The sequence below is a fragment of the Paenibacillus septentrionalis genome (assembly GCF_042659865.1).
Lineage (GTDB): Bacteria > Bacillota > Bacilli > Paenibacillales > Paenibacillaceae > Pristimantibacillus > Pristimantibacillus septentrionalis.
This window is the reverse complement of sequence record NZ_JBHSTE010000002.1, coordinates 645,447-668,753: the sequence shown is the minus strand read 5'-3', so window position 1 is coordinate 668,753 and position 23,307 is coordinate 645,447. Positions and strand designations below refer to the sequence as shown.

General features: G+C 44.2%; 19 protein-coding genes and 1 pseudogene. 18 read left to right on the top strand and 2 right to left on the bottom strand.

Annotation, left to right across the window (positions count from 1 at the left end):
* The first annotated feature begins 83 nt into the window (after nucleotides 1-83).
* The 14 genes and pseudogenes from ACFP56_RS08200 (at nucleotide 84) to ACFP56_RS08135 (ending at nucleotide 16,473) form a co-directional block, all read left to right on the top strand.
* Entirely contained in the window at nucleotides 84-341 is a 258-nt protein-coding gene (locus ACFP56_RS08200; RefSeq protein WP_379233321.1) for a nucleotidyltransferase family protein, read from the top strand.
* The gene (locus ACFP56_RS08195; protein ID WP_379233141.1) at nucleotides 328-573 is read left to right on the top strand and encodes a HEPN domain-containing protein; all 246 of its coding nucleotides are present in this window, start codon (nucleotides 328-330) and stop codon (nucleotides 571-573) included. The genes ACFP56_RS08200 and ACFP56_RS08195 overlap by 14 nt, the downstream gene beginning before the upstream one ends.
* Nucleotides 570-725: a hypothetical protein gene (locus tag ACFP56_RS08190; RefSeq protein ID WP_379233139.1), complete on the top strand. Its 156-nt coding sequence runs from the start codon at nucleotides 570-572 to the stop codon at nucleotides 723-725. Before ACFP56_RS08195 ends, ACFP56_RS08190 begins: the two co-directional genes overlap by 4 nt.
* Before the next feature lie 11 nt (nucleotides 726-736).
* Nucleotides 737-841: pseudogene (locus ACFP56_RS08185) on the top strand (LuxR C-terminal-related transcriptional regulator); the annotation flags it as partial.
* A gap of 517 nt (nucleotides 842-1,358) precedes the next feature.
* Nucleotides 1,359-1,742, top strand: coding sequence for a hypothetical protein (locus ACFP56_RS08180; RefSeq protein ID WP_379233137.1), 384 nt, complete (start codon nucleotides 1,359-1,361; stop codon nucleotides 1,740-1,742).
* Between the two features lie 125 nt (nucleotides 1,743-1,867).
* Complete coding sequence (locus ACFP56_RS08175) at nucleotides 1,868-5,425, top strand: NEAT domain-containing protein (protein ID WP_379233135.1); 3,558 nt, start codon at nucleotides 1,868-1,870, stop codon at nucleotides 5,423-5,425.
* Nucleotides 5,426-5,739: 314 nt separating this feature from the next.
* Nucleotides 5,740-6,813 (top strand): heme uptake protein IsdC, encoded by a 1,074-nt coding sequence (gene isdC, locus ACFP56_RS08170; protein ID WP_379233133.1) that lies wholly within the window; start codon nucleotides 5,740-5,742, stop codon nucleotides 6,811-6,813.
* Nucleotides 6,814-6,989: 176 nt separating this feature from the next.
* Complete coding sequence (isdE, locus tag ACFP56_RS08165) at nucleotides 6,990-7,973, top strand: heme ABC transporter substrate-binding protein IsdE (RefSeq protein WP_379233131.1); 984 nt, start codon at nucleotides 6,990-6,992, stop codon at nucleotides 7,971-7,973.
* A 207-nt stretch (nucleotides 7,974-8,180) separates the two neighbouring features.
* Nucleotides 8,181-8,855 carry a response regulator transcription factor gene (locus ACFP56_RS08160; RefSeq protein ID WP_379233129.1) on the top strand — a complete coding sequence of 225 codons (675 nt, stop codon included), beginning with the start codon at nucleotides 8,181-8,183 and terminating at the stop codon, nucleotides 8,853-8,855.
* Nucleotides 8,856-8,896: 41 nt separating this feature from the next.
* Nucleotides 8,897-9,706 carry a sensor histidine kinase gene (locus ACFP56_RS08155; RefSeq protein ID WP_379233127.1) on the top strand — a complete coding sequence of 270 codons (810 nt, stop codon included), beginning with the start codon at nucleotides 8,897-8,899 and terminating at the stop codon, nucleotides 9,704-9,706.
* Nucleotides 9,707-9,905: 199 nt separating this feature from the next.
* Nucleotides 9,906-11,663, top strand: coding sequence for a sensor histidine kinase (locus ACFP56_RS08150; protein WP_379233125.1), 1,758 nt, complete (start codon nucleotides 9,906-9,908; stop codon nucleotides 11,661-11,663).
* A gap of 148 nt (nucleotides 11,664-11,811) precedes the next feature.
* Entirely contained in the window at nucleotides 11,812-13,371 is a 1,560-nt protein-coding gene (locus ACFP56_RS08145; protein ID WP_379233123.1) for a hypothetical protein, read from the top strand.
* Nucleotides 13,371-16,274 (top strand): DEAD/DEAH box helicase, encoded by a 2,904-nt coding sequence (locus ACFP56_RS08140; protein ID WP_379233121.1) that lies wholly within the window; start codon nucleotides 13,371-13,373, stop codon nucleotides 16,272-16,274. Before ACFP56_RS08145 ends, ACFP56_RS08140 begins: the two co-directional genes overlap by 1 nt.
* Nucleotides 16,275-16,281: 7 nt before the next feature.
* Nucleotides 16,282-16,473 (top strand): hypothetical protein, encoded by a 192-nt coding sequence (locus ACFP56_RS08135; protein WP_379233119.1) that lies wholly within the window; start codon nucleotides 16,282-16,284, stop codon nucleotides 16,471-16,473.
* 76 nt (nucleotides 16,474-16,549) lie between these two features.
* Here the strand turns inward: ACFP56_RS08135 and ACFP56_RS08130 are convergent, their stop codons facing one another.
* Nucleotides 16,550-17,689: a YfbR-like 5'-deoxynucleotidase gene (locus ACFP56_RS08130; protein ID WP_379233117.1), complete on the bottom strand. Its 1,140-nt coding sequence runs from the start codon at nucleotides 17,687-17,689 to the stop codon at nucleotides 16,550-16,552.
* Nucleotides 17,690-17,773: 84 nt separating this feature from the next.
* Here ACFP56_RS08130 and ACFP56_RS08125 point away from each other — a divergent pair, with 84 nt between their 5' ends.
* The 3 genes from ACFP56_RS08125 (at nucleotide 17,774) to ACFP56_RS08115 (ending at nucleotide 21,387) form a co-directional block, all read left to right on the top strand.
* The gene (locus ACFP56_RS08125; RefSeq protein ID WP_379233114.1) at nucleotides 17,774-18,790 is read left to right on the top strand and encodes a bile acid:sodium symporter family protein; all 1,017 of its coding nucleotides are present in this window, start codon (nucleotides 17,774-17,776) and stop codon (nucleotides 18,788-18,790) included.
* A gap of 19 nt (nucleotides 18,791-18,809) precedes the next feature.
* The gene (gene pnpS / locus ACFP56_RS08120; RefSeq protein ID WP_379233112.1) at nucleotides 18,810-20,588 is read left to right on the top strand and encodes a two-component system histidine kinase PnpS; all 1,779 of its coding nucleotides are present in this window, start codon (nucleotides 18,810-18,812) and stop codon (nucleotides 20,586-20,588) included.
* Nucleotides 20,589-20,664: 76 nt separating this feature from the next.
* Nucleotides 20,665-21,387 carry a response regulator transcription factor gene (locus tag ACFP56_RS08115; RefSeq protein ID WP_379233110.1) on the top strand — a complete coding sequence of 241 codons (723 nt, stop codon included), beginning with the start codon at nucleotides 20,665-20,667 and terminating at the stop codon, nucleotides 21,385-21,387.
* Nucleotides 21,388-21,427: 40 nt separating this feature from the next.
* Here ACFP56_RS08115 and ACFP56_RS08110 read toward each other — a convergent pair whose 3' ends face one another.
* On the bottom strand, nucleotides 21,428-22,333 hold the full coding sequence (locus tag ACFP56_RS08110) for an AraC family transcriptional regulator (RefSeq protein ID WP_379233108.1): 906 nt from the start codon (nucleotides 22,331-22,333) through the stop codon (nucleotides 21,428-21,430).
* Between the two features lie 212 nt (nucleotides 22,334-22,545).
* Between ACFP56_RS08110 and pstB the strand changes: the two genes are divergently transcribed.
* On the top strand, nucleotides 22,546-23,301 hold the full coding sequence (gene pstB / locus ACFP56_RS08105) for a phosphate ABC transporter ATP-binding protein PstB (protein WP_379233106.1): 756 nt from the start codon (nucleotides 22,546-22,548) through the stop codon (nucleotides 23,299-23,301).
* Nucleotides 23,302-23,307: the final 6 nt, after the last annotated feature.

Below are 23,307 nucleotides of genomic sequence, written 5' to 3'. Positions count from 1 at the left end.
AAAACTCGTTAACTCTTCAAGAAAAACAAGCATTAATCCATCTGCAGCAACGACTTGCTCTACTCTTTCAACTAAGTGAGTAGATTATTTTTGGTTCCAAAGCAAGAGGAGATTATGACGAATGGTCTGATCTTGATGTATTAGTTCTCATAGAGGACGAGAAAAATTGGCATAATCGTGAACTGCTTTCCGATACGGTTTATGAAATTAACTTGCAGCATGGTACTCAATTGACGTGTATTTTGGAAAACGCTGCTGAATGGCGGTCAGAGAAAGATTCCATATGGCTTCCCCTAAAAGACAACATTGTTGAGGAGGGGATTGTTATTGCGATATCTTAAAGCAGTGGAAGTAATGGGAAGCAAGGCAGAACAGAAATTCAAGCTTGCTGAGTTTTCATTTTCCTCTGGGATGTATGATAGCTGTGTTAGCGCTTTGTATTATTCCGCTTTTCAATATGTGACAGCATTGATTTTAGCAAGAGGCGAAAAGGTCAGCAACAACACACCTATGTCCGAGGCTGGGTCAACAAAAATCTCGGCGCAACAGGACTTCTGTCGGTTGAACTTGTGAAGCTGTATAATCGATTAATGGATCACCGGGCAGAAGCCGATTATAGTGCTACAGTTTCATTCTCCAAGGAGGATGTTGCCCAGTTGCTCAATCAGGTCAGAACACTTAACGAAGCCGTCGTGAAGATAATGGAGCAGGAAACTGCAAAATGAGGGAATGAATTCGGCGTGTTTCAAACCACATCTCCAATGTTATGCAAAAGTTGAATGTGAAAGGTCGTTCGCAAGCAGTTGTAGAGTTAATTAAGATGGGAGAGCTAAAGATCTAGTCTGATCCAATCGCCTTCCAGCTAACTCATATCATTTGCCGTGTGAATGCAAGGTTTGAGAGTTTATTGGCTTTCTCCAATGGGCCAATTAAGCTCTCATTTTTTGTACATAAAACATGTTTTGTTCAGGCAGCATTGCATTAGATTGTGAGTTCACTTTATGGCCGTGGTTAATTTGTAATGTGTTGTTCATACTCTGTTCATAATGGGGCTGTACATTGGTAAGTAGCTGGAGAAGCCGCACGTACATTTCGCGGTATACGTGAAACGTAGGATGTTTACCGGTACATCCAGGCTGTAGTCGCCCATTTTTTTTGCGCTCATATTGATAATGATTATCATTATCTTAGATTGGTGGTTGACTGCTTCAGCGAATGTATAGCGAGTCGTAGAGGAGGAATGCCTGCAGTTTAATTGTAGCTTTATATGCTAAAGAGCATATGCAAGAAGGCAACAGGTGTAAACAGCAAGCTGTTATATTGATTTTTATATCATATGTCAAGGGAGTGTGTAAGTAATGGTGAAAACAATGAAAAAATCGGTTGGTCTTTTGATGTTGGCTTTGGTGCTTATGCTAGCTATGGCAGCTTCTGCTTTTGCGAATCCGTACAACAGCTATAATTACTATTTTGAATACAATGATGCATATCATGCTCATTCCAGCGGTTATATTGCAGCTGACGCTACGGTATCAGGCGGCAATGTCACGCTTACGTTAAGCGGAAACTACTTTCCACAGGTTGAAGTAGATGGACAGCTTTATTCAGGTGTCTATCATGCAGCTTCAGATACGACAACGTTAACGTTCCCTGGCAACAGTTCAGCTCCAATTGAATTGTATTTGAACGTCGTTGCGGGTCCGCATAATACGTGGTACAAACTCAATCTAGTTTGGGGATAATCCCGATTACTTGAAGCATGCAAAAGAGCGCTCTGCTTTGGCAGAACGCTCTTTTACCCGTTAAATCATTTGTTGGATTTTGATGAATTAAGATGAGTCACTTTACAAAAAAGGGAGTTTTTAATTTGAATCGGATAAGAAGAGTGTTATCAGTATTATTAATTGCAGCGTTATTCGTTGGTCTGGCCGTACCAGCTTCTGTATCGGCTTATGTTGAGCCTGGAACGATTATCCCTGATGGACAATATGCGGTTTCCTTTCGTTATGTGAAGGACGGTACAACTGAAACATCAGCAGCAGACACATTTTTGGTGAAAGACAGCGGAAGGTTGGTTGTATCCAACGGCAAGTCCGTATTTGAGCATGAAATTAAGAAAGCAAACTATGCCACGTTTGCTTATTTGGCTGCTCGCAAAGCAGGTGCAGCCAAAGCGGTCATTCATACCGTAAATGATATTGAGTCTGTAACGGGACAAGAAGGTTATGAAGCTGTCGTTGTACGTGACGCTGAACATCCCGATAATGTAGTCGTGCAATTTGTAATTGAAGATATCTGGAAAAAGCAAGATATTTTGATGCATATTGATGATAAAGATAACATTTATGGATTGCCTATTCCTTATAATCATTGGTATACAGCACAGCTTGAAATCAATACAAGCGATATTACACTGCCAGATCATCCTGGTGGCGGGGAGGAAGAGCCGCCTGTTGCTGGCGTAACGGAGCAATTATTTGTACAAAGAGTGGCGGAAGGGTACGCCCTGTATGATGATGCTGTAGAAGGTGACTATGATGGCACCTATCCAGCAGGCTCCAAGCAGATGCTACTGGGCAAGCTTGAGCTTGCGGAAAGTCTAATTAAGGAAGAGCCGGGAAATTTGGAAGCGGCATATCAGGTAGTCGACCAAGCGATTAAAGCTTTTGAAGCATCACGTATCGCAGTTGATAAATCAAGGCTGGTTCAATGGATCGAAACAGCCTCTGCATGGGTGGCAGGCAAAGCCGATGCCGGAGAGCGTGAAGCGGGATTGCCTTCGAACAGAGCTGCTCTATCTGATGGTGAATACTTGCCGCTCGATTACTTTGGCCCGGCGGTTGGGTACAAGGGTCCTGTCACAAAAATAAAAGAGCAAATCGCACAAGCTTTGCTTCTAGTAGATAAAGAGAATGCAACGCAAGCTGAAGTGAATGGAGCCTATAATACTGCAAATGCTGCTGGTGATTGGGCGTTATACGAAAAGCAGCGAGTTACCGCGCAAGATGTTGAGATTCTCGTATTGGACTCATTGGAAAAGGATGCGAAGTTATCTCCATATGCCAATGAGATCAGCACTCATGCTGTATTGTTGCAGCAGGCAGGTCCTGACTATTATCATGCCTATGCAAATATTGCGTTCTATGATCAAAAGGATGAGTTGACTGATAGATCGATAAGAACGATGTCTATTTCAGCAGCAGATGGATTATTTTCAAGGTGGTCGTCAACTTCTGCTTTAACTGTTAAACAACCTGATGTAACGAACACTACTGCTTTTGCTAATGTTTTATCAGGCGAACATAAAGATACCATTAAAGTGTATCAGACAGAGGTTAGAAGCTCGAACCGTACTTATATACAAAATGATGAGCTGTGGCAAGGCTTATGGGCGCTGCAATATCCGATGGAGCTTCCTGAAGAGGAGCGTCATACCGTATTTATTAGCTTTAACAAAGCGTATCTGGATGCGTTGCAGCAGCTAATTGATGATGCGCATATATTGCTGGATACTGCGGAAGAGGGTACAGCGTTAGGTCAGCATTCGGCTTATCATATTACTCGATTGGAAGCCGCGATTGCAACGGCGCAAGCGACCGCAGATCAACTATCCGCGCCGCGACCGCAAATTCTTGAAGCAACTAAAGCCTTGCATGCCGCGGTAGACACGTTCCAGGCAGCGCAGACGAAGCAAGTGTATTTCTCGGTTGCGCATAGCAGTGATGAGGCGTTTTCAAGAATGGAACAGTATTTTGAAAAGCCTGCTATTGTGGCAACTGACGATCAAGGCACCATGCATGTATCGTTTACAGTTACGAGCAGCAGCAGTGTTCCTGAGCTGAACGTAAAAACAGGCAATCAGTTCGTTGCCGCTGCAACAGTTAGCGAGAACAAAGAAAATGACACGCGAGTGGTTGAATTTAAAGTAGATGACTTGAGCTCATTGCTTGATGCGCAAGTGCGCACTGTTGTACCTGCAATGAATTACGATCGCACGCACAGCATTCGCTTGAATTTTAACGGGGCAGACAATGAAGAGCTGTATGATCTGATTCTTGAAGCGACCGATGCTTATGACAAGGCTGTTGAACGCGAGCAGGCTGGTGAGTATTATGAGATTGCCCGTACAGCACTTGCCAATGCAATCAAGCTTGCTCATGAAGAAGCAGTTCGGTTTCCTTCCGATCAAGAAACAACAGATGCAGCGTATCAGCGTTTAAGCAAGGCGCTCGAAACATTTAAAACTGTGTATGAAGACGATCCTGGAACTGGAAACCCGGGACCAAATCCAGGAACGCCAAGTCCAGGAACGCCAAGTCCAGGAACGCCAAGTCCTGGTGGTCCTGTATATCCTGCTGATGGAAATTACTATGTTCCGTTTACGATCTATAAGAACGGTACAACGCAACAATCTGTAGCACAAGACTATGTTGTGCCGACTGCACTAGTTAAGGTAACTGGGAACTCAAAAACCGTTTCCTTTACAGTGCTGCGAAGCAAAGAAATAACCGGGTTAACGATAGGCGGCAGCAGTGGCAGCATCGCTCATTCAGATACTGCGTTGAATCAGCGTGTCGTCAGTTTTAATCTCAGCAATTTATCCTCCTCAATAAATGGTTGGGTGAAGGTCGATTGGCCAGAGTTTAACTATCACAACTCCTATGATATCCAGTTTAAGTTTCACGAAGCACAAGCGTCCAACGCAGGCATAAATCCATCAGTACCAGGATCGAGTCATGTGCCGAGTGCGCCCAATCTTCCGAATCCGGGAAGCGTAAATGAAGAAGAGCAGGAAGAGGTGAAAACAGATGAAGAGAAACCGAAGCAGTCTGATGACAATGCACAAAGCGGTCAGCAGGCAGGCTCGAATAGCGGTACAGCAACGGTTGCATTTTCAGATGCAGCAAACCATTGGGCCAAGGCTAGCATAGAAAAAGCGATTAAACTTGGGATTGTGAATGGCTATGCAGATGGCAGCTTCCGACCAAATGGTATTGTGACTCGAGGCGAATTTGCCGTGATGCTCAGTCGTGCTTTGAAGCTTGAAGAAAGCAGCGAGGTAAATACGTTAACTGATTTCACAAGTATTCCAGGCTGGGCCAAGGTGCATGTTGCGAGAGTAGTGTCCGAGGGCTTGATTCAAGGCTATGCGGATTCGACTTTCCGCACGAATGATCAATTAACACGTGCACAATTAGCTGTAATAGTAGCACGTGCTGCCAAGCTCGATGTTGATGCAGCTGGAGCGTTGCAGTTCTCTGATGCGGCACAGGTTCCTGGATGGGCTCAAAAGGAAGTGGCAGCAGCCGTGAAAGCAGGCTTGATCGTGGGCAAAAAAAATAATCGCTTCGATGCAAATGGTACTGCTACTCGAGCAGAAGCATTGACGCTTATTATTCGCTTGCTGGAGAAAGCTGGCACGTAGCAGCCTGCATATGTTCATGTAATGAATGGTAGAAGATTTCGCTTGTTGTGAGCAGTTCGGCTCATAACAAGCGAAATTATTTTATCAATTTGTTGCGAAGCTAGCGTGAATTTGTAATCTGTTGTTCATATTGCGTTCATAATTCGAAGCTACGATTATTGTTGAGATCGTTTTTTTCTAGCAATGGATCAACGAGCCGAAGCACTAAGCATACATAAAGAAAATTTTTTTTGATTCTCTATTGATAATGATTATCATTTTCTTGAATGCGTTGTATTGCTAGTGCTCACTAATGAATGAAGGGGAGATCTATCATGTACAGGATATTCCAAAAGACGCTAAGTGCCGTTCTGCTGCTTGCGAGTATATTCGTTTTGCTTGAAGGAGCTAGTTATGCACATGCAGCTTCTGAGGGCGACGGCACATATACAATTGATTATATAATTAAGAAGCCTGATGACGAATCGGTATCTATGGCTAATGATTATTGGGAGAAGCCGGCGACAGTCATCGTTAGCAGTGGCACAATTACCGTTCAAATGACAATCAATCACAGTGAATGGGTAACACAATTTAAAGTGTCGGATGGAGACGACTACGTAGACGCTAACGTAATCAGTCGAGATAGCAGCAAAAATACAAGACTTGTACAATTTTCTCTAGCCAGTCTTGATAAGCCAATGCTGTCACAAATTCATGTAACCGTTCCGGAAATTGATTACGACCATAATTATACGATTCGTTTTGTTTTTGACACGAGCACATTGAAGCTAATTAGTAAACCAGAGAGTAATGCGGCTCCGGAGCCAACTGTTGAGCCGCAGCCAACTGCAGCAGCGAATTCGGAGAAGCCGAATGATACGGTTAAAGAGAGTGCAAAACCAATTCAAAGTGCTGCTCCTCAAAAAAATGAACCTTCATCAGCACCAACAGCTGCCCCTCAAGCAACAGCCTCTGCTTTACCAGAGTCAGCTTCTGTGCCAATACGTTCCGCAACAAGCAATACGGCTGGCGAGAGCAGCACTTCGATTGTAGATCGAATGGATCAACAGCAAGGTGAAGAGAATGGAGCAAGCGTCCAGATTGGGGATAACGAAGGAGTGAAATTGGATGTAGCTGAGGCAGATGTAACTGATGTAACTGAAGTAACTGATATAGAAGGAACCAGTAAACCTGAGTCAGCTGTTGATCATGAGAACACGATTGAGCTTGCATCAGCACTGGATGGAGCAGTTACCGAAGATGCTGCAACTATCGTATCGGCTAGTGTCACAGAGGATTCCAGCAAAAGAAGCGGAATTATCGTCATTGTATTTTTGTCTATTTTACTTGTGGCTGGTGCAGTGACTGTATTGATCTACCGTAAGCGACAAGCGAGAGCAGAATAGGGAAATCGCTTCGATAAATACATGTTTGTTGTGTGCCAAGTGATTATACATGTTATTAAAAGCAGCCTGCACTTATTGGCCATTGCTACATGAGCCGAGGCATTAAGCATCTTCGGTCGCTTACTGGAGCTGGCAGAACAATGAGTTATCATAGTTGAAAGGATGGCCATTATAACATGAATAGATGGATAACGGGCATAGCTTGCATCTTTCTATCAGGTGTGCTGCTGTTAACAGGCTGTGCCCAGGAAAGCAATGGTGATCTTACGGCAGTTGCTCGACAGGCAGGCATAGAGAACTCTCAACGAGAAGAAGCTCTAGCCTTGCTAGACGATCAGGATCAGCTATACATTGATGCATCCAAGCATAGGGACGACGAGTATCGTATCGTAACAACGACAGTAGCGATTACTCAACTATTGGATAAGCTTGAGCTTGATGTTGTAGGCATTCCTACAAGTGTAAAGGTTCTGCCAGAACGATATGACGGTGTAACCAAGGTTGGTAATCCGATGAGTCCAGACATGGAGCTCGTCAAGTCGCTTAAGCCGACAGAGGTGCTCTCTGTCACCACGCTTGAATATGATTTGAAGCCAGTTTTTGAAGAAGCAGGGATTGTTGCAAATTTTCTTGATTTGACAAGCGTTGCAGCAATGAATCAAGCGATTGTTGACCTGGGAGAAAGATATGATCGTCAAGCGCAAGCCACTGAAATTATTACCAAATTTGAGCAGAAAGTTAGTGAGATTGAGCAGCTGACAGCTGATTATGAGAAGCCAAGCGTCCTTATTTTAATGGGGGTTCCAGGGAGCTATCTGGTTGCAACAGAGCATTCCTACATTGGGGATTTGGTACGGCTGGCAGGCGGGATCAATATTGTGCAGGGAGAGCGTGTCGAATACTTGGCCTCGAATACGGAATTTCTGTACAATTCCAATCCTGACATTATATTGCGCGCCGCACACGGCATGCCTGAAGAGGTTATCGTAATGTTTGATAAAGAATTTCAGCAAAATGACATATGGAAGCATTTTAATGCAGTGAAAAATGGTCGAGTGTATGACCTGGAAGAGGCTTTATTTGGAACGACTGCAAGCTTGTATGCGATAGATGCGATGGATGCGCTGCTTCCTATGCTTTATCCAGAGCTGCAGCAATGAAACGAATAGACCAGTAAATGACAGATTTATGGAGAAAAGTGGTATATTCCGGTTGTTTTATAGCGTTTTATCTAAATTTTGACGGATGGCAATGGTTTACTTTGATTATGATATTGATTATCATTTTCATTATAAAGTTGCAACAGCCTTATAGTTTCGTGACATGCAGCAGGTCGATAAGGAGTAAATGTTGGAGGGGATAATGCTGTGAAACAAGTCTTAATTGCAGATGATGAAGCCCACAATCGAGCATTACTCAATCACGCTTTGACAAGGGAAGGCTATAAAGTAATAGAAGCAGGCAATGGTGAGGAAGCGATTAGACTGCTTAAGCAACACCTAGTCGATATGGCGATTGTTGATATACGGATGCCTGGGGTAGATGGTCTACAGGTTTGCGAGCATATACGAAGCAACTATAATATTCCGGTTATTCTTCTTACAGCCTGTGATCAGCTGTCGGATAAGGAGCAGGGGTTTAAGTGTGGTGCTGATGATTATGTTACGAAACCGTATGAGCCTTCCGAATTGCTGTATCGCATCAAGGCATTGTTCAGAAGATATTTGCTTGCTTCGAACGATAGAATTGTACTGAATCGGGTAGTGATTGATCGACAGAACTTTGAAGTTGTTATTGGTGATCATGTTCTTATATTACCGCTTAAGGAGTTCGAATTGCTCGCTCAGCTCGCACAATATGCTGGAAGATTGTTTGGCAGGGATGAGCTCATTTATCTCGTATGGGGATCAGATTATGCAGGAGATGAACGAACGGTGGATGTGCATATAAAAAGAATACGCAAACGTTTTATAAGCTACGCAGACAGTTTTGTGATTCATACAGTAAGAGGGATAGGCTACAAGCTAGAGGTGATGCCTTGATGCACGTGCTGCATAAACACCGTATCAAAAGAAATAGAAGAGTGAAGAAAGGGAATTCAATAGCCAAGCTTGCATGCATTCATGCTAAAGCAGTTTCGCCTGCACTGCTGGTGAAGCCTGATACAAGCCATAAGCAGCGAACAGGCTACAGCAGTGTAATGGACTACGCAGAACAGGTACTCCATCAATATATCGGGAATATCTCTCATGAATTTCTGTCCCCGCTCTCTTCCATTCAAGGATACGCACAAATGCTGCAACAGGACCACCTCAAGAAAGAAGAACGAAAACGCTATGCAACGATTATTTCTAATGAAGTCCAGCAGCTATCTGCTTTAAGCAGGCACATTCTACTCCTTTCTTATGTGCAGCATAAGCCAGAGGCATTGAATAGACAGGTCTATCCGATAAAGCAGCAGTTAAGACAAGTGCTGCAGCTGCTCGAATGGCAAATGACCAGCAAGGAACTAACAGTGCTGTTGAATGCCAATGATCAAGCTGTAGTCTATGCCGATCAAGTACTCATGCATCAGGTATGGGTGAATTTACTGACTAATTCAATCAAGCATGAAAAAAATGGAGGCTCGATATCAATCGACGTAGAGATGGTCGAAAAGCAGTGTGTCGTTACAATTTCTGATGAGGGTGAGGGTATAGAGGAGAAGCAGCGGCTGTTTGAACGCTACTATCGCGGAGCGCAAGCGAAGAACGAGGCATATAGTGGCAACTTCGGACTTGGTCTTGCCATTGTCGAGTCGATAATTACGATGCACGAAGGATCAATCAAGCTTAACGGTCATAAAGATCGAGGGACCACGGTAACGGTTGCACTTCGTTCACACAAGTTATGATTCAAAACTGGGATAAAAGGAAATGAGAGTTTTTGGCTAGTAAATTTGGGCCAATTAAACTCTCATTTTTTGTTCCAAAAAAAAATATTTGTTAGCTCACACGTTCATACAGCTGAATTTTTTGAGACCAGAGCATCATTTTTATGCTAATATAGGGTTATTGATGTTTTTTATACCTGTCGAGTTTAAAGGAGCAACGATGCGAAGAAATGTATGGCTAATCGCAATAAGCAGTATCGTATTACTAGTAATTGTTAATAATGTTGTGTTTTTTTATATTACACGCTTAATGCTGCAGCAGGAGCTGGAAAAAGAGTTGGTTTCACTTGGAGAGCAAATTAAAAGCGCTGCAGAACAGAAGCGAATAGGACAAGAGCTGTTCGAGGAACAGATTAGCAGGGAGCTGCGAGCAGCAGCAATAGCAGCCAAATATGCACTGGACGGAGATGTAGAGCGAATTACGAGTGATCAGCTTGTTGCGCTTGCCAAGGAATTGGGCATCGCCCATATTACGCTCTTAAAAAAGCTGGAGGATAATGACATTGTTTTGTACCAGTCATCCGACCCCAATCAAATCAATAAAAGCACAGCTTCTTGGAATCCATGGCATCGAATCTTTCATGAGCTGTTCTCAGGTACAGTTGTGCAGGAAAAATGGCTAGGCACATCACTTCCAAATTTTTGGTCAGGACCCTATGAGGTATCCTCGACTGATTATACAAGCATATATAAATGGGGCTACTTCTACGATGGTTCTACCAACTATATGATCGATCCCTATGTCGATTATACGCGTGTGGATCGTTATAACGAGGCAACTGGTCTGAATCGATTGTTTGAGGATCTGATCGAATCGAATCCTTCACTGCTAGAATTAAGTATCGTCAATCCTAGAACATTCCCCAATGATAAAATAACGATTGAAGAGGACGGCAGCGAGCGTAAGCATATTGTACAGCGACCAGTACTATACGGCAATTACAGTTACAAATCGAAGCATGACGTTACGGATGTGCGCAATGCCTTCTATTCTGAGGAGCGCAACATAAGAATTGAGCGAATGGATCAGGCGCACACATACAAAATGTTTATTCCAGTCATAGTAGAGGACGAACGACTTGCAATGGTTGATGAGAAAGGTCAGCCAATGGATGGCTACGTGCTCATTATTACTGCAAATTATGACTACATTTTGCAGAGCCTGGGCGACAGTGTCATTCGGGTAGGACTTATAACTATTTTGATTATGGCCATTATGGTTCCGGTTGTCATTCTCGTCATGAACTACTTTAAAAACTTGCGAGAAGAAGCGGTAAAGGTAGCTCAGGATACGTATATTGAAGAAATTAATGCGTTGTTTCAGTCAATCCGCTCACAGCGACACGATTTTATTAATCAGGTACAAACGATTCACTCTCTTGTTAAGCTTAAGCAGTACGAAGAGGTGGAAAAGTTCACCGCAGCGATTGCTGGGGAAATTCATATGATTAATGATTATATCAATATTGGCAATCCAGCAGTAGCAGCACTCATTCGATCAAAGCTTTCGCAAGCAGAAGCGTATCATATTCATTTCAAACATGATGTGAAGGCAGTCAAGCTCACTGCACTCGCAGGTCAAGCTCTAGATATCAATCGCATACTAGGCAATTTGATTGATAATGCCTTTGATGAGGTGTTGAAGTATCCAGAAGAATTGCGTACCGTGTCGCTATATGGTCGCGAGGCAAACAACAGCTTGCATATTAAAATCAGCAATTACTGCGCAAATGCAAAAGAGCAGGTTGACATGCCTTTGTTTAAGAGCGGCTTCAGCACTAAAATAGGCGATCATCATGGTCTGGGATTGTCGATTATTTCAAGCATTGTCAAACAATATAAAGGTGAAATTCAAATGCAAGCTGTTGATGAAACTACGATTACCTTTGAAGTGAAAATTCCTTTGAAGGTTAGCTAAAAGGAGTAAGGAGCTCGTTATCGCGAGCTTCTTTTTTATTTTACGAAAGGAACTTGTAAAAACACTTGAGAAAGCATTATAGTGAGGCGATTTTTTTGATATAATAGATAGAATGGAGAGAAGAGCGAAATGGGGTGACTCAAGAGGCATGCAAATTTATAATCAGCTATTAGCTGCCTTTGATGAGCTGTGCCAAAGTGGAAACTATACTGCTGTCGTTAAACGTGCATGGCAGCTATATCAAGCAGATGCTGTGCAGAAGACAAATGTATATGCTAAAAATATGGTTAACGGAATTGTAAAAGATGTCGAGCTGCATGCAGTTGTCATTGATTCAGAGCATATCAGATACAGCAGCTGTACATGTCAGCATTCTGATTTTTGTGAACATATTGGTGCGCTGTTTTTTCAATATAGTAAAGGTCTTGAAAACGGAAAGGTGCTTGCCGAGCAGGCGTATTTTCAACTGTTAGGCGTTACGAGAGCATCTTCCATTCAGCAATCAGAAAGCAGTTCGAGTTTGGATCAGCATACGAATCCAGCCGAGCTGTTTCAGCGTCTTCACAGTAAGTATGGAGAGGACTGGAAGAAATGCAAGCATTCCTTTCATCCATTATCACAAACGCTGACGGCTATTAAAGGAATGGCAAAGCATAGTCCGCAAAATGTGCAGCGGATGCATTGGTGTGCCTCGATTCTCTATGTGCTTTATCTCGGTGAGAGGGCATTGCTCGCGGTTGACAGCTTTAGTCGTTATTATCATGAGATGACCTTCAAACGCATCGCCGAGCCTTGGATGACCAGCCTGTACGAATGGTTGAAAGAGCTGAAGGACGAGAAGCTCCATTCGTTTGAGTACGAATGGATTAGAGAGCTGTTAGCCTTTGTTTATGATTGTGCTGCAAAAATGGAAAAACCGATGGTCGAATGGGATTATATCTATTATCATCTGCTAGGCTTGCTCGCTGGAAATGAAACGCAACAGCAAGAGATGGTCCAGTTATTCAAGCAACAGCTTGAACTGGAGCAAAGTCCATATATGAGGAATATGCTGTACGGTTCTTTAGCAGTGCTCAAGCTGAATGAGCATGAGGATGAGGCAGCTATAAGCTATTTTGAGAAATGTCAGTTTGAAAAGGTGCAGCGACTCATTTATCCAGTTGTGGAAGGCAGAATGCAAGAGCAGCAATGGGATAAGGTTCATATATGGATGGACCGATTGCTAGAGCATTTCACTACAGGTCAGCATATTCGCTCAGTAGGCCCGTATTTATCATTATGCCGCAAGGCATCCATGCTTCAGCCAAGCGAGGAGCGCTGGCAGTCAGTGATGATTATGCTGCTTCCTCATTCCTATTCCTCATTAGCTGAGCATTATGCGGCGCAGGGACAATATGAGCAGTGGACAGATTTGCAAATGTATATGGGTAGGAAACCAGATGATTTCAAGGGGGCTGAGCTGCAAAGCATTGAGCGGCATTCGCCTGAAGCGCTCTTGCCGATGTACCATCAAGCGATTGATTCAGCGATTCATAGCCGAAACCGGCAAGGCTATCGAATGGCTGCGAAATATATGAAAAAGCTTCAAGGCTTGTATGAGCAGCTGGAGAAGCAGGATGTATGGCTTCGATATTTTGATGCGATGCAGCATAAGTATAGCCGCCTTAGAGCATTTCAGGAGGAGCTATTGAAAGGAAAGCTATTGTAATGAAAATGAATAGTGGACTACAGTCTTTATCAATAGATGGAATTTGGCGTGCAGGTGAAGCGGGCTATGAAGTTGTGCTTCGAGTAGACGGGTGGAGAGAAGCGCCCTACGGTCAGTTAAGGAGCTATTTGTTCGGATGGGATGCTCGTTCTTGGTATGGAACTGAAATCGAAGAAAGCAAATTGAACGGAAGAACGATCTTAAAGCTGACGCCAAGACAGGCATTCGAATTTCTTGCTGCTCCATCCTCACTGCGCTTGCTTCAGCTGCATTACAGCGATCGCCTGCAGCTGCTGCAGCAGATGGCGTTTCTAGTGCTCGATTGTCTGGAGCAGGGACGATTCGAGCCTGATGGCGCTTCCTGGAGTCAGGAGCAAACGAGCTGGCGTCTTATGCTTACAGGGGTACTGCAGCAAAGCTGGGAGAAGTGGCTGGAAGCAGGTCAGCAGTATGGATTTGAAGGATTGAATAAGTGGTCTAGCCTGATCATTGATGATCTGCTTCAGCATGATGCGAGCATTCATCGCAGCTGGAATCAGCTGCTTGCAGATGTTGGAGAGGGTATGCTGCTAACAAAGGTTGTGGATGAGGAGGAATGGCTCGCTGCAGTTGGCTACAAGGAGGATGTTCTGCCATATAAGTTGGCTATTTCCCTTCATGAGCCAGTCGGCAAGCATGGAAACTGGATGCTTCGCTCATCGATCTACTTTAGAGAGGATGATCAGTGGTACAGATTGCTGTACGACAACGGTTCCCAAAGCTGGATGATGGAGCAGTCGGATGGTAGACGCCTCACTGTGCCGAGCGAGTGGAAAGAAACGATTGTAGAAAAGCTGCAGCGGGAGCGTGTGCGTTATGCTGAGGTGCTGGATCAGCAGCTGCAGGTGGACGAATTCGGCGTTCTCCAGCATACGATGAGCGAGCAGGAGGCGTGGCATTTTCTTGAATTTACGAGCCAGCAGCTCTTGTCAGCAGGCTGCAAGGTTATTCTGCCAGCATGGTGGGAAGGTGTTCGCAGTCGCCGATTGAAGGTTAAAGGGAAAATGAGAAACTCGCTTGGATCTGCTGCCGAGCCAATGTTTGGATTGGATCAAATCGTCCAGTTTGACTGGCGGTTTGCCTTAGGAGAGTCAGAACTGAGTGAAGAGGATTTTCTTGATATTGCAGCCAGCAATCGTCGTCTTGTTAAGCTGGATGATAATTGGGTTTATTTGAGTACGGAAGATTTAGCTCAGGTGAAGAAGTGGTTGAAACAGGTACACCGTAAAAAAGGGTTAACCTTTAGCGATGTGCTGCAGATGCATTTGCGAGGCGAGCATGCGGAGTGGTTTGGTGATGATTCAGACCTTGAGCTGGAAACCGAAATTGAGCTGAATGAGCATTTGCGTAGCTGGCTGGATCAGCTTCAGAATGTACGAGAGCTTCCGCTTATGGAACCGCCTGAGCTGTTTTTAGGAGAGCTGAGACCTTATCAGCAGCAAGGAGCTTCATGGCTGCTGTTTCTTCGACGATACGGCCTGGGAGCTGTACTAGCAGATGATATGGGGCTTGGGAAGACCATTCAATATATGGCGTACCTGGCTTCTATAAAAGAGAATAAGCAAGCTGCGAATGCTCCTTCTTTATTGATTTGCCCTACTTCGGTAATCGGCAACTGGGAGCGGGAGCTGAAGCGATTCACTCCTCATTTAAACGTGGTATTGCATTATGGAACGAAGCGTCCAAAGGATCATCAGTTCCTGACTTCCATAAAAGCTGCAGATCTCGTCATCACGTCCTATGCGCTTGCGCAAATTGATAGTGATGAGCTCGGGCAGGTTAGCTGGGACTCGCTTTGTTTGGATGAAGCGCAAAATATTAAAAATGCGTACACCAAGCAAGCTATTGCGATTCGCAAGCTGAATGCGAGACACCGCATTGCATTGACAGGTACGCCGATGGAAAATCGATTAACAGAGCTATGGTCGATCTACGACTTCATTAATCCCGGCTATTTGGGCAGCTTATATCAATTCCGCAAATCAATGATTGTACCGATTGAACGTGAAAAGGATTCGAAAAAAATTGAAGCATTACAGCGCTGGGTGAAGCCATTTATGCTCAGAAGGGTGAAAAAAGACCCAAGCATCTCGCTTTCATTGCCAGAAAAACAAGAAAGCAAAAGCTTTATTCCACTTACGGCAGAGCAGGTGTCCCTGTATGAGGGAATCGTAAGTGAACTGCTGAATCGTTTGGATAAGGAAACGCCGATGCAGCGCAGAGGCTTAATTTTAGGCTCTCTGACCAAGCTGAAGCAGCTGTGTGATCATCCTGCTTTGCTGTTGAAGCAGCAGTCGAAACGACAATGGGAAATTACTCGGTCAAGCAAGCTAGAGCGTTTGGTAGAGCTTGTGGATCATATTGCAGAGCAGGGAGAGCGCTGCCTGATCTTTACACAATATATTGAAATGGGCGAGCAGATTCAGCGCATCTTGTCGCAGCGCTACGAGCTTGATGTTCCTTATTTGCATGGAGCTGTACCGAAGCAAAAACGTGATGATATGATTGCAGACTTTCAAAATGAAGACATCCCGCATGTGGCGTTTGTGCTCAGCTTGAAGGCAGGCGGTACAGGTTTGAACCTGACTGCGGCAAACCATGTAATACATTTTGATCGATGGTGGAATCCTGCTGTAGAGAATCAAGCTACGGACCGTGCGTTCCGAATAGGGCAAACAAGACAGGTGCAGGTGCATAAATTTGTTACGATCGGAACGCTTGAAGAGAAAATAGATGAAATGATAGATGGAAAACAGCAGCTTAATGATCAAATTGTACAGCAGTCCGACCAATGGATCACTGAATTAAGCACAGATGAACTGAAGGATTTGTTCACATTGAGAAGCAGCTGGCTGAAGGAGTGACAAAGGCTTGAATATGGAGCAGCAAACAGCAACGAAGGCGATCGCGACTCCTCAAGAGGAGCGCTTGCAGTCTACTGAGCACGTGACGTCAGATAATCAAAATGAATTACCGCCGATTACTGGCAGCAGGCAGTGGAAATCGCTGTATCAAGCAATTTCAAGCTATGCCAAAGATATTAAAGCACATAGCAAGCGCTAGACGTAGAAAAACGGGACACCCCGCCTGAGTAAGAAAGGGCGGTGTCCCGTTTTATTATTGCAGCGCTATAGTGCTGTTAGCGCATGACGTGATCAAACGTCAGGTCGTGTAAAATATACGCCAGAAAGAATAGAACGGATGGATTTTCATAACGATGCTGAATATGGGTAAGCTGCTTCTCATACTTGGAAGCGTAATGCGGGTTGTTTCGTATTTCCAGATTGCTTTTGATGAGCGCATCAATCTTATCAGCAATATCGACGAGCAGACCTTCGTAGGTGTCGTCCTTGGCATACACCAAAAAATCCATCATGTCCTCAACCATGAAGCTAGGCAGTTCATTGACCATATCGCGGGCAACCTGAGCTTCAAATTGGGCGAACGCTTCCTTCACCTCTGAGGAGGAATGCTTGATCGGTGAGGCAACATCGCCGCTTACGCCTTCAACGACATCATGCATAATCGCTTTTCCAAGCAGGCTGTATACATTAATGTGATCAACATGATACTTTTCCTTTTCCAAATGGGCATGGAACAGCGAAATCGCAGCAACGCGAAAGCTGTGCGTAGCATCGTTGTCCGGGATTAGATTAAAGCTCCCGCCCCAGCGCTCAATCATGTCCAGGTTAAGAATGTACTGTAAAAATTGCGTTATTCCTTGATCCTGTTCGTACGCGTGAAGAAGCCAGCGAATCGAATCGTTAGGGCTGCTTAGCAGCTGGCTGCGCAGCTCCTGATAACGAGCCGTGAAATAACCCCCCTGCTGCAGATCGCTTTCACGCTTGCAAAACAGCATCGCATCAAAGGAATCAATGTCGCGCACAAGGCCGCCGGTATAGCTGGCATCTTCAGCATAGACAATGTACTGCGTGAAGGAATGCTGCAATGATTTGGAGAGCTGTTGAACCAACTGATGGTTAACCTCGCTTTCTAGTCTCTGAATATGAGAGGTTAACGTTTTTTCTTTTTTCGTTACATATTTAATGGAGCCAGTAACCGTTTCGTTCAGATCATGAAGCAACGCTTTGCCGATTAGCTCAGCTGGAGACAGAGCTTTCATAAGCAGGCGTCGCTCGATTATGCTAATTAGTACGGCTATCGCTGCACAGCGAAAGCTATGGCTGGCAGCATTATCCTCATAGCGAGGAGAATATTCCTGCCAGCGACGAACATATTGCATTTGAAAAATAGATTTGAAATAATGACTATTATTCATAGCTACACCTCATTATGAAATAGAGAAGCGTTCTGCTTAAGCATATATGCTATTATACAGATAATTGCTGGAAACAACTAGTGGATGGGAGAGAAGAAAGTGGCGCAGCGCGGTCTTAAGCTGAATGATTGGATCGAAAAGTATATGGTGATTGTTGTGCCGCTTGTTATTGGAGCGGGCCTCCTTTTTGGCGAGACGCTCTATTTCTATACCTATCTCGTTCCTTATTTATTTGCCTACGTAACCTTTGCTATGGCGATCGGCTGCAGCTTCGAGCATATCAAGGATGTGTTCAGCAAGCCGCTTAAGCTCCTTTTGCTTTTTGGCATCATTCATGTTCTGCTCCCGCTTCTTGTATATTGGCTTGCAGGCCTTGTATTTGGCTATCATTCGCCCTATGTGATTGGTCTTGTTATGTTTACACTCATTCCGGTTGGCATATCCGCAGTGATGTGGGTTTCGATGACAGGCGGTAATGTCTCACTTATGCTGGCAATCGTTATTATTGATTCCTTGCTGAGCCCGATTATTATTACAGGCGGCTTGCGGCTTCTGTTTCATGCAACGATCCAGCTTGATACCGTATCCATGCTGATTGACCTGCTGCTTATTATTGTACTGCCGACTGTGCTCGGGATTGCGCTGCATGAGCTGACGAAGGGACGGATTGTATCGGCTGTTAAGCCATATAGCGCCCCATTATCCAAGCTATGCTTTATGGTGGTCGTGGCACTTAATGCTGCAGCGTTAACGCCATCACTGGACGAGCTGAAGCAGGATCTGCTTCGCATCATTCCAATTTCCATTGCGATTGTACTATTGAGCTATCTTTTCGGCTATTTAAGCGCGATGAGACTGATAGAGAGAGCAGACAGAATTACATTGTCTTACGCCTCGGGAATACGCAACGTGTCGCTGGGAGCCGTCATTGCGCTAACGTATTTCTCACCGCAGACAGCGATGCCAATCTTGTTAGGTATTCTGCTGCAGCAGCCAATTGCAACGACGATCGGTCTGTTTTTACAAACTCTTAACAAAACGAAACTAGCCAAAGCTAGCAGACGAGAGTACGATGGAGAGGATATACAGGAACGAACATAATGTTAGGAGAGGTTGCATATTGCTAAGCTTTCGTGCACGATTAACGACAATTATTATTTCTATGGTCGCATTATCTGTCATTGCATCTGGCCTGCTTATGCTAAAGACATTTAAGGAAAACCATATTCATGTACTGGAAGATACACTAGAGCGCGAGATGCGATTGATCGCTGCGCAAATGGATTGGAAGTCAGGCAGCGATGAAGAGCTGGCCGACTATTATTATGAGCATATCAGGCAGCTTCAGGAGCTGATGGATAATCGTGTTACGCTAATAAAGGAAGATGGAACCGTACTGGCCGACTCAGACTTCAATGTACGGGAGATGGACAATCACCACTATCGTGAAGAGGTGCTCAGTGCACTTGAGAATGGCATCGGGAAATCAACTCGTTCCAGTGATACTCTTAACCAAAATATGCTGTATGTTGCGATCCCGGTAACTAATACTGCAAATGATGAAACCTATGTGCTCCGTCTTGCTATTAGTCTAGAAGAAGTAGAGCAGTCGATTAGCAGCTTGACAGCAGTATTGGTTGTTGGACTCATTATTTTGTTCGTTATCGCGGCATTAATCAGCTATCGGATTGCACTTGGCTTAACGAAGCCACTTGAAAAAATCACACAGGTTGCAAAGCGGATTAAAAATATGGATTATCGTGCACGCGTTGAGGTTAAGAAAAATGATGAGATTGGCGAGCTGGGACATGCAATCAATGCCATGGCAGACAGCTTGCAAATTCAAATGGGACGCATTCGTCAGAATGAAAACCATCTGCAAAGCGTACTAAGCAACATGATAAACGGGATTGTTATGATGGATGCAAGCGGATCGATTCTGATTATGAATGAGCGCGCTGAGCAAATTCTCGGCATCTCGGCTGCCAAGCTGATTGGCAGACATTATCGTGAGATGAAGCAGCAGTACGAATTGTCGCAGTTGATTGTAGAAGGCTATGAATCCAGAAGACATATCCATGAGGAAGTTACGTTCTATTACCCGGAGGAACGTCTGCTTGAGCTCAACCTGGTGCCAATTTATCAAGGAAACAGCTCAGATTTTGGTGGAATCCTGCTTGTGCTGCAGGACGTTTCCGCGATTCGTCGCTTGGAGCGCATGCGCAGCGAATTTGTCGCCAATGTCTCACATGAATTGAAGACACCAATTGCAGCGGTAAAGGGTTTTGCCGAGACATTATTGGGCGGAGCCGTTAAGGATGAAGAGACTTCCAAAGCGTTCCTGCAAATTATTTATGATGAAAGTGAACGATTGAATCGTCTAATTGGCGATATATTAGAGCTGTCTAAAATCGAATCACGCCGTGTTCCGCTGATGCTATCGCCGATTGAGATTAAGGAATTTATGACCAATACGTTTGCTATTCTCGAGGTGAGTGCTAATCGCAAGCATATCGATTTTCAGTTGAGCTCGCCAGAAGAGCTGTACATGGAAGGTGATGAGGATCGACTTCGTCAAATTTTCGTCAACCTGCTAAGCAATGCAATAGCTTATACACCTGAGGGCGGGAAGGTAGAAGTAGACATAACGGTCACTGAGCTGGACATGATTCGCATCTCAATTTCGGATACTGGAATCGGTATTCCTGAAAAAGATTTGCCGCGTATTTTTGAACGCTTTTACCGCGTTGACAAGGCGCGTTCCCGAGGCTCGGGCGGCACGGGGCTAGGCTTGTCCATCGTTAAGCACTTGGTAGAGCTTCATAAAGGGACGATCACCGTTGAAAGCAAGGTTGGACAAGGAACAACCTTTACGCTGGAGCTGCCGCAGATCCATTAAATGTTTTACAATGTTTTAATAAAAGTATACACTACAGGTAAACGGAATCTATTGTGATAAGTATGGAGGTCAAGCGATGTCGAACAAAATACTGGTCATTGAGGATGAGCCCACATTATCGAGGCTGTTATCTTACAATTTGACACAAGAAGGATATGACACTACGCTCGTTGAGCATGGCGGTGAAGGACTCCAGACAGCTTTACAGGAAAAGTTTGATCTTATTATTCTTGATATTATGCTTCCTGGAATGAATGGATTTGAAATTCTGAATCGACTTCATCAAAATGGGGTGCGTACACCAGTCATTATTCTCACGGCTCGCAATGCGGAAGAAGAGGTTGTCCAAGGCTTAAAGCTTGGTGCAGATGATTATATAACGAAACCATTTGGTGTTGCAGAGCTGCTGGCACGTGTATCGGCAGTGCTGCGCCGCACGCAAAACGAAGAGCCGAAGCCAGCGCTTTCGAATGAAAAGGTAATTCAAGCAGGGGAGCTGTCCATCTATCCGGAAAAATACGAGGTGAATGTAAAGGGTCAACCGATCTCGCTTCGTCCGAAGGAATTTGAAGTTCTGCTGTATCTTGTTCAGCGTCCGGGCATGGTCATAAGCCGAGATGATCTGATGAATGTCGTATGGGGCTTTGATTACATTGGAGGTCAACGTACCGTTGACGTACATGTAAGCTCCTTGCGTAAAAAGCTTGAGCTTGAGCAGCAATCTGTAAGAATAGAATCGATTCGTGGAGTAGGCTATAAGCTCGTCATGCCAAAAAAACTCGTAGGCCCTAATGTATAGGACTTACGAGTTTTTTGCTAGTTAGAGTGGTAATCGCTATTTAGCTGCTCTGCTGCTCATGAGGCTTCCATGTCAGCATTTTCTTCTGGTATTGCTTGGGCGAGCAGTCGTTGTATTTTTTGAACATTTTATAAAAATGAGCCATGTTTGGCATTCCGATTTTTTCTCCGATTTCCGTAATGCTCAAGTCTTTTGTGAGCAGCAGTCGTTCTGCACGCTTTACCTTGCGGTAGTTCACATATTCTGTGAATGAGAGGCCAATTGATTTTTTGAAAAATTTGACGAAGTAATAATAGCTCATATTCGCAATGCGACATACTTCCTCGACTTGAATGCGATCAGTCAGATGCTGCTCAACGTAATCAAGCACTGGCTTTAGACGAAGCTTGTCAAAGGGGTCCTGCTCAGCGAGTATTTTTTGTGTATCGTTGCGAAGCAGCATCAGTAAAATTTGCTTGATCAGGATGCTTACAGCAATTTCATAACCAGCATCCTTCATCGTGGCTTCGTCCAGTATGCTGCGAATGCAACGGGCTGCCTCATGCTTAATAGTCGGATTTTCTTTGAAAATATAATTCGCTTTACTTAAAGGAGCATGTGTTTCTGAAAAATAACGCATGTACGATATCGAGCTTTGGTCAAAAAAATGCTCCAGGTCAAATTGCACAACAATATAATCAAGAGATTCTGAGCAATAATCGCGATGAAGCTCCGAGGCTCCTAAGATTACAACATCATCCTTGCACATCTGTATAGATTCGGATTCCATATAAATATCCAGTTTGCCATTCAATATGAGCAGCAGCTCTAACTGCTTATGGTAGTGCCATTCCGTGCGGGTATTTTGTTCTCGATGCGCCTGGAATATACGAACACTTAGCAAAGGATTGTCATATGGGACAATTTCATGTGTCGCCTCCATTAGCCCCACTCCCTTCTCCTTCATTATAAAGCTCCTAGCCTCGTTATCAACGTATTTGTCTGAATTTTTTATTGCCACATAATACTGTTGAGATTTTACATAGCCTTAACATTATAAAAATATGAGATTAACAATCTATGATTATGATAGTTGTGGTTGTATAGATTTTTTAAGAACTGGTTAGTGCATCTAGCAAATGAGCGTCATGCTGATTATGAACTATGGGGGAATTATGCATGTCTACAATAATTGAAGCACAGGATTTGAACCTTTTTTATACAGATTTTCATGCGTTGAAAAACGTAAATCTTACGATGCCTGAAAAAGCAGTCACAGCTTTTATCGGGCCTTCCGGCTGTGGCAAATCAACGCTGCTGCGTACGTTGAATCGAATGAATGATATGATTCCAGGTACTCGTATCGAAGGGAAGCTTGTCATTAACGACAAGGATATTTACGCACAGGGAGTCGATGTGGAAACGCTCCGCAATAAGGTCGGAATGGTATTTCAGCAGCCCAATCCTTTCCCAAAATCAATCTATGACAATATCGCGTATGGCCCTCGCCTGCACGGAATTAAAAAAAAGCAGCAGCTTGATGAAATAGTGGAGACGAGCTTGAAGGCTGCCGCGCTATGGGACGAGGTTAAGGATTCCTTGAAGCGTTCTGCGCTTTCGATTTCTGGTGGTCAGCAGCAACGCCTATGTATTGCGCGTGCGCTCGCAGTTAATCCTGATATTTTGCTGATGGATGAGGCAACATCAGCGCTTGATCCGATTTCTACCTTGAAAATCGAAGAGCTGGTACAGGATTTGCGCGATAAATATACGATTGTAATGGTCACGCACAACATGCATCAGGCTGCTCGCGTATCGAATCAGACGGTGTTTTTCCTTAATGGCGAAGTCGTTGAATTTGATGATACCGAGAAGCTGTTTTCTAATCCAACTGACAAGCGCACAGAGGATTATATTAGCGGGCGCTTTGGATAATGACGA